The organism is Pyxidicoccus fallax (assembly GCF_012933655.1).
Lineage (GTDB): Bacteria > Myxococcota > Myxococcia > Myxococcales > Myxococcaceae > Myxococcus > Myxococcus fallax.
The window spans coordinates 1-12,753 of record NZ_JABBJJ010000349.1; the positions used below are offsets into that span (position 1 = coordinate 1).

The following is a 12,753-nucleotide window of genomic DNA, read 5'->3' on the forward strand; positions in this document are numbered from 1 at the left end:
CGCCGCGAGCCGCCGGCCGCGAACCGCGCCCCCGCCGGGCCCTCCGCCGATTTGGATGTGGCCGATGTGGCCGCCAAGAAGTCTCGTAAGTCCGAGGCCGTGGGGACCACCGCCGCCGCCGTGGCGGCCGCCCCCGCGCGCCGGCTGGCGTCCCGGGAGCCGGGCCCGTCCGTCTCCGAGCTGTCCCGTCAGGCCCAGGCGGCGAACCGCGATGGGGACCGCGCCCTGGAGGTGAGCCTGCTGCGCTCGGCGCTCAACGCCGGTGCGTCCGGGGCGGAGCGCTGGGACCTCCTCAACCGGCTGTGCGACGCGGAGCTCACCCTGGGACGCCGGGAAGCGGGCCGCGCCGCCTGCGCCGCGGTGCTGGACGAGGCCCCGGATTCCAGTGCCGCTGCTCGCACCGCCCGCCGCCTCCTCGGCCGCGAGGACGCCACTCCAGGAACTCCCGCGAAGGCCGCGCAGCCCGCGCGGTGAGACAGCGCTTTCTGAGTAAATGAAAGCAGGGGAGCAAGTATCACCGAGGTCCATTTGACCGATGCGATCCGGTGTACAACCGCCGGATAATGGCGGTCATGGGACAGGCAGGACAGGGAGCGCGGACGCGGGGGACGTCCAGCGGGCAGTCGGGTCAGGCCGCGGTGGAAGCCGCGATGATCATGCCCCTCATGGTGTTCATGGTGCTGGGCATCATCCAGCTTACCATGATGCAACACGCGAAGCTGATGACCGAGTACGCCGCGTATCAGGCGGCTCGGGCCGGCATCGTGTGGAACGGCAACAACGAGCGCATGCATGACGCGGCCATCGTCGCGCTGCTGCCCACGATGGGGCCCACCAACGACATCGGCAACCTGACCAAGACGTTCGCCATCCATCTGGCCTACGACAAGGGCCTGACGGCGCTGAACTTCGGCGGCGGGGTGGTGCCCCGCACGCTCAACGGCGCCAACCTCATCGGTCAGGTGCGGGTGGACACCATCAACCCGGCCTACTTCACGCCCATCGACACCATCTGGAAGCTGCGCCCCGGCTACAACTGGCAGGAGCTGGACTTCGACGGCGCGGACAGCTTCCCGGAAGTGCCCTCGCTGGAGAACCACATCCGCAAGTTCTTCAACCTGCCGGAGCCGGATGAGTCGGAGCTCGTCTTCCGCAAGTCCACGCGGCTCACCATCCGCCTGCGCTACTGGTACGAGCTGAGGGTGCCCTTCGCGAACTGGATCATCTTCACCTCGTGGTTCGCCTCCAACGCGGGGATGGTCATCCACGGCGCCATCGACCGCGGCACGCTCGACTCGGGCGCCAACGCGATGAACCGCACCGGCAACCTCAGCGGGCTGGCCGGCGCGGCCGCGCGCGGAGGCATCCGGCACGAGAAGGGCTACAACTCCCTCTACCCGCTGGAGATGTCCATCCTCTGGGGTCTGGCCAACGGCAGCATCCCCCTCGTCTCAGAGCTCGCGGGCCGCCGCTACTTCATCCCGCTGACGGCCACGCACACCATGCGCATGCAGTCCAACTTCCACCGGAAGTGGATCATGCACCTCAACCCCGACTGGGGCCTGTAAGAGGCCGCTCCCCACCCTATGTTCACCCGGACCCTCCGACAGAGCTTCCGCCGCCAGGAAGGCCAGGCGCTCGTCCTGGCCGCGCTGATGATGCTCGTGCTGTCCATCGCCGTGCTGACCACGGTCAACATCGGCCACACGGTGCACGAGCGCATCCGCCTGCAGAACACGGCGGACTCGGCCGCCTACTCGATGGCGGCCATGGAGGCGCGCGCGTTCAACTTCTACGCGTACGCCAACCGCACCCAGGTGTCGCACTACGTCTCGGCGATGCTGTGGCAGTCGCTCCTGTCACTCATCTACTTCGCCGAGGCTTTCCTGTCGGACACCTACGGGTTCATGAAGACGTTGAACCCATGCGCGGGGAAGAAAAACGCCTTCTGGAAGGTCGCCTGTCCCATCCTGAAATTGATACCGGTGGTGGGACAGGTGCTGAAGGTCATCGAGACGGCGATGAACGCCTGGCGCATCGTGGTGCTGGGCTTCCACAACCTGGTACGCGGGCTCAATCCGGACAAGTTCGTGGGGAAGATGATCATCCCCACCCACTGGGTGCTCAACAGCGTCCTGTTCTTCGCGTCCCAGGCGGTGATGATGTCGGCGTCCACGCACGTGTTCCAGACCACGGACACGGTGATTGCCGACAACGACAAGAACGTCGACTCGCTCTTCAGTCAGGCCATCACCGGCGTCATCAGCCAGTGCCTCTTCGACCAGACGCACATGCCGGAGGCGGGGGGCCGCCCGCTGGGCATGCCGCTCAACCCCTTGAAGCCCATCAAGGAGGACTCGTGGAAGGAGTCGGAGAAGCAGGCGCGCGCCAAGCGCTCCATGGGCGCCATCTCCAACGCCACCCGCTACGCCTGTGACTCCAAGGGCGGGCTGGGTGTGGGCGGGGTGTCGCTGGTGGAGTGCCAGGAGAAGTTCATCACCTCGCGCCGCCTGGGCGACCTCATCCCGCTGCCGAGCTGGCTGGGCATCATCGGCGAGTGGCTCAACAACGAGGTCAACATCCCCGGCGTCTTCCAGTTCGGGAAGCTGGGGCAGACGCGCCTGCTGACCTACAACAACCCGAACGTGGAGAAGCTCACCCGCGCGGGCCTGTCCTCCACCCACCCGCGCAACTACATCCGCGACTGGAAGGACGGCATCGATCCGGCGCTCGGCATGATGGCCCAGGGCGACAACATGGGCTCGGACGACCTGTACTGGATGAAGTTCGGCCCGGAGGGCTTCGGCCCGTTCACCAACCCGCTGGCCTGCAAGGACAACGAGAAGAACATCCTCAAGTGCTGGGGTGACCCGCGCAAGGGCTACCGCGACGGTGGCGGCAAGTACATGCCCTACCAGCACATGATGAAGACCAGCATCTGGGCGATGAACGAGAAGCAGAGCACGCACAACGATGGCGGCGTGCACTGGCGCATCCACCCCGACCAGAATCCCACGGGTGACAACTGGCTCAGGCGCAACCGGCCCAAGGGCCCGGAGGCGGCCGTGGGCGTCACGCGGACCAAGGTCTGCGCGATACCGGCGGGGCTCTGCCCCTTCGGCAAGGGCGAGATGGACGTCTACACCGCGAACGTGCAGGCGGCGCAGGACGGCAACCATCCGTGGAAGGGCGTCATCCCCTTCATGCACTTCGAGCCCGGCCAGTTCGAGGGCGTGTGCGGCCGCACCGCGGGCGAGGGCGCCGCGCCGCGCTACAAGTTCGACTTCAACCAGCCGTCCACCTGGGTGGCGCTCAACAAGAGCCCGGACGAAATCACCAACAAGGACCTGAAGGACAAGGAGGCCGGCACCAACGCGCCCGCGCTTCTGAACGCCCAGAAGAAGGTCAACTTCAAGTTCGCCTCGGAGAACGACGAGCTGGTGCTGGAGAACAACCGCAAGAAGTTCCTGTCCTTCTCCGAGGGCCTCAACGTCATCACCCGCGGGCAGACGTACTACCACCGGCCCGGCAACTGGACGGAGCACCCGAACTTCTTCAACCCCTACTGGCGTCCGCGCCTGGCGTCCGTGTACCAGGGCCGCCACAACCTCCCGCTGGCGGGCCAGTTGAACGACGCCCTGCCGGGGCCGTTGAAGAACATCGCTCCGAAGATCATCACCCACTGAGCCCAAAGGCCCGCCGATGAGCCTCAAGAGACAGCGCAAGGCCCTTCACCGGGGCGCGGCCACCGTCGAGTTCGCCCTCGCCGTGCCGCTGCTGGTGTCGCTCCTCATGTTCAGCATGTACCTGACGGAGCTGGTGCGCGCGAAGCTGAAGCTCCTGGAGATGGCGCGCTACGCCACCTGGGAGATGACCAGCTACACCCTGAGCGACTTCGCCAAGGCGGAGCACGACGCCGCCTTCGAGGACGCGAAGAAGGAGGCCATGGAGGAGCTCCAGGAGCGCTTCAAGGACATGGACTCGGTGGAGGACAACGCCCCCGCGGGGACCTTCATCGCCCGCTACAGCAACATCCAGGCGGAAATCACCAACAAGGAGATTCCCTTCATCGAGGCGGGGCTGGCGCTGGGCAACTCCAGTGAGGGCTTCGCCAGCTCCATCCTCGGCGCGGTGAATGGCGGGGCCAACGGGCTCCTGGGCTTCTGGCGCTTCAACACCAAGGGCTGGGTGGACACCCGGGTGGGGATGCGCTTCGACAACGCCATCCTCCCGCGCAGCTACCTGGACGAGAGCGGCGGGCAGGGCGGCTTCTTCAAGCAGAACATGTTCGGCGGCAGGGACCTCAACAGCCTGCAGCTCAACGCCCACCACTCCATGTACGCCAACGGGTGGAACCTGCCGGACGGCAGTGACGCCGTCCTCAAGGGCCGGCGCTCCGGCGCGCACACCGGCGGCGACGACCCCCACGGCCTCTACCAGCAGGTCAACCGCATGACCTTCATGGGCGTGAAGGACCGCATCGAGGGCTCGCCGCTCGGCGGGGTGCTGGACTTCTTCAAGGCCTTCTCGCCTGCCTTCCTGGGGACCTTCGTCGTCTCGAAGAACTACGGCTTGCCAGGAGACCTGAACTGCGCCGGAGTGAACAGCTATCCGGCGGCCGCCTCGCACGGCCTGCAGGACCAGATGTCGAACGACAAGGAGCTGCTCGACTACGACCGGCCGCAGTGCTTCGACACGGCGCCGTTCCGGGACCAGCAGCTGACGAAGGCGCAGTACATCAAGATCTTCGAGGCGCGCGGTGAGCACTTCATGGGCTGCAAGAACCCCCAGGCCGAGGACCCGTCCGCCGAGACCAGCACCGATGCGACCCAGGGCGACAAGAACACCGAAGTCGTCAATTGCCAGTAGGGCCCTGTCCCGGCTCGCGCTGCTCGTGCTGCTGGGGGCCACCGCCGCCCACGCCCAGCAGGAGCTGCCCGTCTATCCGGGCACGGTGCACACGCGCATCGGCAACGACCTCGTCATCGCGGGGGAGTACTACCGCATGGCGTACTTCACCACCGACGACTCGATGCAGAAGGTGGCGGACTACTTCGTCAAGTTCTGGCGCTCGCAGGGCTACCCCACCGCGGTGGACGGGGACCTGGAGCACGAGGCGGTGGTGTCCGCGCTCTACACGCGCGAGGGGCTCCAGCGCGGGGTGGTGCTGCGCCGGCACGCGGGGAAGACCGTGGGCTTCACCGTGCTGAGGGATTTGTGGGTGAGCGCGCCGAAGAGCCCGCCCCCCGGGCTGGTGAAGCTGGAGGGCATGCTCTACAGCCAGGACCTGGCCACCCGGGACGCTCCGGGCAGCTCGCAGAACCGCTCCTCCCTGGTGGAGGGCAACCTGGAGGACGTGCGCCAGCGCGTCAGCCAGGCGCTGGTGAAGGAGGGCTATGCGCCGGTGCGCCAGTCCGCCCTGAAGCTGGGCGGCGAGACGCAGCTCACCCTGGAGCACGCCCGCAAGGGAGAGCAGGTGCTGACGACGCTGCGGCCCGTGGAGGCGGGGCTGACGGCCATGGTACAGATGTGGGTGGGCTCGGACCGGCCCGACGGCATGCCCAACGACATCGCCGTGCAGGAGAGCCGCCAGGAGCACCAGCGCTCGAAGCAGCAGCCCCGGGAGGGCTCGAAGCCGTGAAGACCTTCGCCACGTTCTGGGTGCTCGCCGTGCTGCTCGTCGCGGCCCCCTCCCGCGCGGCCGGAGGCCCTCCGCCGCCCGCGGTGAAGACGCTGATGGACCACATGGCCCGGGGCGCTCGGGACTCCAAGGTGGGCGACTGGGTCACCTACCGGATGGATGGAGGCGGCGCGCGCGTGCACTACTGGCGCATCGCCGTCGTGGGTCAGGAGAAGGACCGCTACGAGCGGGACGCGGTGTGGCTGGAGGTGGAGTTCGGCACGCACCCCGCCATGCGCTCGCCGCTGGGGCAGATGAAGATGCTGGTGGCCCTGGGCGAGGAGCACCCGACGCGTCACGCCATCACCCGCCTCATCGCCTCCGCCGGCTACGGCAAGCCGCAGGAGTACTCGCGCGAGGCGCTGGAGCAGGCGCTGTCCGAGGAGAAGCAGCGCAACACCGGCGACGAGGACGAGCCCCGCCCGGCCCCCAAGGCCTCCCGGCCCGTGCCGGTGGTCCGCTCCGGCAAGGAGGCGCGGCTGATGACCCACGCGGGCACCGTCAGCGCCGTGCCGGTGGAGGTGGTGCTGCACTCCACCGTGCTCAAGCGCATCTGGATGAGCCGGGAGATTCCCGTCATCCAACTGGCGAAGGTAGAGATTCCCGGCATCGGCCAGGCCATGGAGGTCGCCGAGTACGGCGTGGACGCGAAGTCGCGCATCCGCATGCCGCTGCCCAACGAGCCGCAGATCCGCCTGGAGTACGCGGAGCAGAAGTTCGCCAACCTCCCCTGGGCCCAGGTGGAGGACGCAGAGGAGAGCCCATGACACCCACGACGAAGCCGCAGCGCTCCCCCCGCCGCGCCGCGCGGGGCCAGGCCATGGTGGAGTACTCGATGATCAACTGGATCCTCGTCGTCGCGCTCGTGGTCGGCGCGTCGGTGAAGATCCGCTGGACCGAGGACAGGCAGTCCAACGTCATCGACCTCTTCATGGAGGCCTACCAGATTTATTACGACTCGTATTACTTCGTGCTCAACCTGCCGTTCCCATGACGGCGGGCGCGCGGAGCAGGGCAGGGGACACCTCCCCCTGGGGCCTGCGGCTGGTGCATGCGGGCGTCTTCCTGGTCCTGGCCGCGGTGCCGCTGGGCGCCGCGCTCCCCGAGTGGCGGCACGTGGCGCGGGCGCTGTCGCGGCCCTTCCACGCCGGTGCGCCGCCGCGGTGGCTGCTGCTCGTCGCGTCGGTGGTGGCCGCGGTGGGCACCGCGCGGCTGCTCGTGGGGCTGGCGAGGCGCCGCTCCGCGCCGCTGTGGGCCTCCCTGGCGGTGCTCGCCGGCGTGGGGGCGACGCTCGCCTCCGGACGGAGGCCTCCGGAAGAGCGCTCCGAGCCGCGGGCCAACCTGGCCTTCCTCGCGTCCGCGCGGCGCGTCCACCTGGAGATGGTGGGCCAGCTCCAGTCCGCCGCCGCGGTGCCGGTGGAGGTGGGCCCGTGGCAGGCCGCGCTCGAGCGGGCCCGGCGCGACGATGCCCGCGTGGCGGACCGGACCTTCCGGGCGGTGCCGCCCCGGGTGGTGCGCGTGGCGGAGCCGGACTCCCGGGCTGAACCGGTAGTGCCAGGGGACCTCTGGCTCTTCGTCACGCCCGACGGCGTCTCCTTCTCCCTGCGCGTCGTGGGCCTGGAGGCGGGCCAGCCGGCGCTGCTGCGCGACGAAACCGGCGCGCCCCTCGTCCTCCGCGGCCTCTTCAATCCCGACCTGCCAGACTCGGGGCCCGCCGCTCCCCTGCTTCCTTGACGCTCCCCACATTGCGGGGTTGCCTGGGTGGGCAGGCTCGGCGAGGCTCCGGGTTCACGTTGACCCAGCGGTGGCCGGCCGCTGGCATCTCGAGGGAGAGGCGCACATGGCGAAGGCGCGATGGACGTGGCTGGCGGTTGCGGCCCTGGCGGGAGTGGCGGGCGGAGTGGCGGGTTGCGAGGACGATGGGAAGGACCCGGACAACAACGAGCCCGACGCGGGCAGCCCCTCCGCGGGAGCGGAGCCGGGCTTCGGCAAGGACCGGCGCCAGCCGAAGGGCACGCCGCTGACGTTGCCAGCGGGCGTCCAGATTGTGTCCGGGCCCATCTCTGGCGCGGATGACGACGGCAACTGCGGCGAGGGCCAGCTGGAGCCGGTGGGCAGCGGCTTCATGGTGCGCGCGTGCCTGGAGGTCACCAACACCACCGGAGGCCCGGTGACGGTGAAGTTCCCCCCGGGGCTCGTCATCGTCTCGCAGGGAGAGGGGCACCAGAACGGCATCCTGGTGGAGGAGACGTCGGTGCCGGTTCCCCCCACGCCTCCGGGCCCGGGCGGCAACGTGGATGGCGGCAGCCCCGGCCCCGTCCCCGTGAAGATTCCCCTGCACCTCTACTGCATCAACATGGACCTCTCGCCGTCGGACCCGGACGCGCGCTACACGCTGGGCCCCGTCACCGACCACCCGGGGATGAGGGAGGTCTACACGCTGATGCGGAACAAGGACATCGCCGGTGACGGCGAGCGCGTCGAAATCCTCCAGAAGGCCATCTACAGCGTCACCGAGGACGACGGCCTCACCGAGGACGACCGCGACGCCATCCGCGACCTGTAGCCCCCGAGTCCGCCTTCCGCGCCGGGCCCTCCCTGCCGGCGCGGAGCCTCTTCGCGGGTTTTCGGACACTTCCAGGAAACCCGTGTATTGCCCGAGACTCGGGACTCGGCGAGTCTCGGTCCTGGTCCTGGAAAGACGCGGGATACATGGCTGTCACGAGAGGTGGTTTTGACACCCGCCGTATCGCACGGCTAACATCTCGCGCCATTCTGGCCTGTTGCGCCTTCTTGTTTTCAAACACCCCCTCTGGACTGCTCGCCGCCGAACGGCGCCCCCCCGTTTTGGAGGTTCCTGAATCATGTTGAAGGGCAAGACTCCGCTCGTCGTCGCGCTCGTGCTGGGCCTGCTGGCCGGCGTCATCGCGTATTCCGCCATCAAGAAGAAGGAGGCGGACGTGCGCCGCGGCTGGAACCTGGTGCCCGTCGTGGTGGCGGCGCAGGACGTCCCCGAGGGCACCGTCATCACCTTCGAGATGATCTCCCAGCGCTCGGTGCCGGAGCAGTTCGTCACCTCGTCGGTGGTGCGCCCGGACTCGGCCTCGTACGTGGTGAACCAGAAGGTGCTGGTGGCGCTGCAGGCGGGTGATCCGCTGCTGTGGAGCCAGTTCGAGACGACGAAGGCGGCCGAGCGCCTGTCCTCGAAGGTGCAGAAGAAGGCGCGCGCCATCACCATCGAGGCGAAGAACACCACGTCCGTGGGCGGGTGGATCCGCCCCAACGACAAGGTGGACGTCATCGGGACCTTCCGCGACCCGCAGACGGACGAGAGCGTGGCGGTGACGCTGCTGCAGAACGTCATCGTGGTGGCCACGGGCAAGATCACCGGCACCACGAACGTGAACCTCATCCCGGAGAACCAGCGCGACTACAACAACATCTCGCTGATGGTGCTGCCGGAGGAGGCGGAAATCCTCGTGCTGGCGACGGAGCTGGGCCAGCTGACGCTCACCCTGCGCAACGAGGACGACGTGGACCTCATCGAGGAGCGCGGCCGCGCCACCATCAGCACGCTGCTGTCCGGCGAGCGCACCCGTGTGCTGGAGCAGAAGCGCCGGGAGATCATCCAGATCATCAAGGGCGGCGAGAAGGCCGCGGGCGCCACCGCGCCGTAGTGGCCGCCTGACGCCGGGTCCTCCCCACCTCCCAGGGACGCACGCCCATGCTCGCCGGAATCGTCCTCCTCCTCGTCACCGGGTCTGTCTTCTTCTTCAGCCTGGTGATCTTCAGCGTCCTGTCGAAGGCGTACGAGCAGTACCAGGAGCGCTACGTCGCCAAGTCGATGAACGACTTGAGCGACATGTTCCTCTTCATCGATGCGCGCCAGATGTTGATCCTCAACATCGCGAGCATGTGCTTGTTGGGGATCCTCTCGTACATCATCTTCAACCCCATCATGGCGGTGCTCCTGACGGTGTTCGGCTTCTTCGTGCCGATGCTGCTCGTCAAGCACTACCGCAAGCGGCGCATCAAGAAGTTCAACGTGCAGCTGGTGGACGCGCTGCAGGCCATGGCCAACGCCTTCAAGGCGGGCCTCACCTTCCCGCAGGCGATTGAGCACGTGGCGCGCGAGGCGATGCCGCCCTTGTCCCAGGAGTTCGGCCTGTTCGTGAAGGAAGTGAAGCTGGGCGTGCCGCTGGAGGAGGCGCTCATCAACATGGGGCGCCGGGTGGGCAGCGACGACCTGGAGCTGGTGGTGGTGTCCACGAACATCGCCCGGCAGCTCGGCGGCAACATGGCGGAGATGTTCGAGACCATCTCCACGGTGATCCGCGAGCGCTTCCGCCTCGAGGGGAAGATCGACGCGCTCACCTCCCAGGGCAAGCTGCAGGGGTGGATTGTCGCGGCCATGCCGGCGGTGCTGGGCATGGTGCTCAACTACATGCGGCCGGACCTCATGGAGCCCATGATGAACCACCTGTTCGGGTGGATCCTGGTGGTCATCATCGCCATCATGGAAGTCATGGGCATCCTCATCATCCGGCGCATCGTCAACATCGATATCTGAGGGGTGCACCGTGGATGTCCTGACGCAAGTGCTGGTCGGCAGCTCGGCGCTGCTCTTCGCGGGAGCGGTGGGCTTCCTCGGCCTGGGCCTGTACCAGCAGTTCTTCGAGCGCTTCCTGTCGGAGGTGCGCGACGAGTCCGCCGGTGGCGTGAAGGGCGCCGGCTCGGTGGCCATCCGCCGGCTGGGCGCCATGAACCGGCGCTTCATGTGGCCGGGCTACGAGTCCAAGGCGCGGCGCAACCTCATCAAGGCCGGTGAGCCGCAGGGCTACAAGCCCGAGGACATCATGGCGCTCCAGGAAGTCAGCGCCGTGGCGGGCCTCATCATGGGCCTGATCCTGATGAACAGCCTGGGCTTCAACCTGGCGTGGGCGCTGGGGTTCCTGCTGCTCGGCATGTACTACCCGCTCATCTGGCTGACGGACCAGGTGAAGAAGCGCCACCTGCTCATCAGCCGCGCGCTGCCCTACAGCCTGGACCTGCTGACGCTGTCGGTGGAGGCGGGCCTGGACTTCACCGCCGCGCTGGCGAAGGTGGTGGAGAAGGGCAAGCAGGGCCCGCTGCGCGAGGAGCTGCAGCTCGTCCTCAAGCAGCTGAAGATGGGCAAGACGCGCGAAGAGGCGCTCAAGAGCATGATCGTCCGCGTGGACCTGCCGCCCCTGACGACGTTCGTCACCGCGCTCATCCAGGCGGACAAGATGGGCACCAGCCTGGGCAAGGTGCTGCGCATCCAGTCCACGCAGATGCGCATCGACCGCACCCAGCGCGCGGAGAAGCTGGCCGGCGAGGCCCCGGTGAAGATGCTCTTCCCGCTCATCGCCTGCATCTTCCCGACGGTGTTCATGGTGCTGTTCGGGCCCATCGTGTTCCAGTTCTTCTTCGGTGATCTCATCTGAGGTCGTCCCCTGCCTATCCGTCTGACCATCACGAAGGGGCTCCAGGAGGGAAGGGAGCTCGTCTTCGAGCAGGCCGAGGTGAAGATCGGCCGGACCTCGGAGAATGACCTGGTGCTGCACGACCACGGCGTGTCCCGCAGGCACGCCAGCATCGTCGAGCGGCAGGGGAAGTATTTCGTCGAGGACAAGGGCAGCTCCAACGGCACCTCGCTCAACGCCGCGCTGCTGGCCGGCGAGCAGCAGCTGAGGGACGGGGACCGCATCACCGTGGGGCCGGTGGAGTTCACCTTCGTCTGGGTGCCGCCGGACGGGGACGAGGACGCCACGCGCCCCATCCGCCGCAACGCGCCGCCGCCGCCCGCGGACGGCATGGCCGAGCTGCTGCCCACCGGCATGATGCCGGCCATCACCCCTCAGCGCCCGGCGGACTCACCGCCGCCTCCCGTCGAGCCGCCGCCTCCCGCCGCGCTGGCGCAGCCGGAGGCCCCGGCCGCCGCCGTCGTCGCCGACGGGACGAGCGCCGCCGAGCGCGCGCGCCGCCGCCGCGAGCTGGCCCGCAGCGGCGGGGGACAGCTGGTGCTCTGGTGGGGCTCGCTGTCGCGCGGGGCCCGGGTGGTCACGGGCCTGATGCTGGCGGTGGTGGTGCTGGGCGGCCTGGGCGCGCTGGGCTACGTGTTCATGCCCCGGTTGGACATCGGCGGGCCGAGCGGCCCGGAGCCGGTGTCGCTCGGGCTGGAGACAGTGCCGGACTCGTTCGGCCTGGGCGAGGACGTGCGGTGGGAGCGCCCGGACCAGAAGTCCTTCGAGTTCCAGTACGTCACGCCCACCCGCGCGGTGGCGGTGCTGCACTACCAGGCCAGCGGCATCTCCAAGGAGGAGGTGTCGCTGGTGGTCAACGGGGCCAACCTGGGCTGGGTGGCCCCGGACACGGCCTCCACCGCGGAGCGGGAGCTGGAGCACATCCTCCCGGTCTCCCTGCTCAAGCGAAACGACGTCAACACGCTGTCCTTCGACAACGTGCGCAACCCGCCCGGCAACGACACGTGGCGGGTGTGGAACCTGCGGCTGGAAATCATCCCGGTGCCGGAGCTGTCCGCCGAGGACCTGCTGGCCAAGGCGCGCCAGTACACGACGGCCGCAGCCCGCTTCCACGAGACGAAGGACGTGGGCGCGGAGAACCTCTTCAAGGCGTGGCGGCAGTACCGCTTCGCGTGGCTCACCCTGGAGGCCCTGGACGAGAAGCCGGGCCTGTACCAGGACGTGCGCTACCAGCTCGGTCAGGTGACGGCCGAGCTGGACCACAAGTGCAGCCAGCTGATGCTCGATTTCCAACGCGCCGTGCAGTTCCGCAACGCGAAGAAGGCCCGGGCGGCGCTGCAGGAAGTCAGCAGGCGCTTCCCTACAGCCGAGCATCGCTGCCACAATCGGGCGTTGGAATTGGCATATGAGCACGAGCTGTAGGCCCGTGCCCCCCTCGTAGTCAGTCGGTGACCCCCATGTCGAACGGTTCCCCTCCGGCGCGCCGCAGGCCCACCTCCGGGACGCCCTCGGGCGGGACCGGGGCCCGCCCCGCCGCGCGCAGGACGTCCCCCGGTGCCGCCCCGGCAC

Annotated in this window: 12 protein-coding genes and 1 pseudogene; all 13 read left to right on the forward strand. The window is 68.4% G+C overall.

Annotated features, from left to right (window positions below; genetic code table 11):
* Positions 1-474, forward strand: a pseudogene (locus HG543_RS43910) (anti-sigma factor family protein); the annotation flags it as partial.
* Positions 475-572: 98 nt separating this feature from the next.
* Positions 573-1,568 carry a TadE/TadG family type IV pilus assembly protein gene (locus HG543_RS43915; protein ID WP_169350924.1) on the forward strand — a complete coding sequence of 332 codons (996 nt, stop codon included), beginning with the start codon at positions 573-575 and terminating at the stop codon, positions 1,566-1,568.
* 18 nt (positions 1,569-1,586) lie between these two features.
* Entirely contained in the window at positions 1,587-3,686 is a 2,100-nt protein-coding gene (locus HG543_RS43920) for a TadE/TadG family type IV pilus assembly protein (RefSeq protein ID WP_169350925.1), read from the forward strand.
* A 16-nt stretch (positions 3,687-3,702) separates the two neighbouring features.
* Positions 3,703-4,869, forward strand: coding sequence for a TadE/TadG family type IV pilus assembly protein (locus HG543_RS43925; RefSeq protein WP_169350926.1), 1,167 nt, complete (start codon positions 3,703-3,705; stop codon positions 4,867-4,869).
* Between the two features lie 25 nt (positions 4,870-4,894).
* Entirely contained in the window at positions 4,895-5,641 is a 747-nt protein-coding gene (locus tag HG543_RS43930; RefSeq protein ID WP_343073588.1) for a hypothetical protein, read from the forward strand.
* On the forward strand, positions 5,638-6,447 hold the full coding sequence (locus HG543_RS43935; protein ID WP_343073589.1) for a hypothetical protein: 810 nt from the start codon (positions 5,638-5,640) through the stop codon (positions 6,445-6,447). The genes HG543_RS43930 and HG543_RS43935 overlap by 4 nt, the downstream gene beginning before the upstream one ends.
* Positions 6,444-6,674, forward strand: coding sequence for a hypothetical protein (locus tag HG543_RS43940; RefSeq protein WP_169350928.1), 231 nt, complete (start codon positions 6,444-6,446; stop codon positions 6,672-6,674). Before HG543_RS43935 ends, HG543_RS43940 begins: the two co-directional genes overlap by 4 nt.
* Complete coding sequence (locus HG543_RS43945; protein WP_169350929.1) at positions 6,671-7,414, forward strand: hypothetical protein; 744 nt, start codon at positions 6,671-6,673, stop codon at positions 7,412-7,414. The genes HG543_RS43940 and HG543_RS43945 overlap by 4 nt, the downstream gene beginning before the upstream one ends.
* Before the next feature lie 106 nt (positions 7,415-7,520).
* The gene (locus tag HG543_RS43950) at positions 7,521-8,246 is read left to right on the forward strand and encodes a hypothetical protein (protein WP_169350930.1); all 726 of its coding nucleotides are present in this window, start codon (positions 7,521-7,523) and stop codon (positions 8,244-8,246) included.
* Between the two features lie 298 nt (positions 8,247-8,544).
* The gene (gene cpaB, locus HG543_RS43955; protein WP_169350931.1) at positions 8,545-9,357 is read left to right on the forward strand and encodes a Flp pilus assembly protein CpaB; all 813 of its coding nucleotides are present in this window, start codon (positions 8,545-8,547) and stop codon (positions 9,355-9,357) included.
* 47 nt (positions 9,358-9,404) lie between these two features.
* Positions 9,405-10,250 carry a type II secretion system F family protein gene (locus HG543_RS43960; protein ID WP_169350932.1) on the forward strand — a complete coding sequence of 282 codons (846 nt, stop codon included), beginning with the start codon at positions 9,405-9,407 and terminating at the stop codon, positions 10,248-10,250.
* A 10-nt stretch (positions 10,251-10,260) separates the two neighbouring features.
* Positions 10,261-11,145 (forward strand): type II secretion system F family protein, encoded by an 885-nt coding sequence (locus tag HG543_RS43965; protein WP_169350933.1) that lies wholly within the window; start codon positions 10,261-10,263, stop codon positions 11,143-11,145.
* Positions 11,146-11,172: 27 nt separating this feature from the next.
* Positions 11,173-12,606: an FHA domain-containing protein gene (locus HG543_RS43970; RefSeq protein WP_343073591.1), complete on the forward strand. Its 1,434-nt coding sequence runs from the start codon at positions 11,173-11,175 to the stop codon at positions 12,604-12,606.
* Positions 12,607-12,753 lie beyond the last annotated feature (147 nt).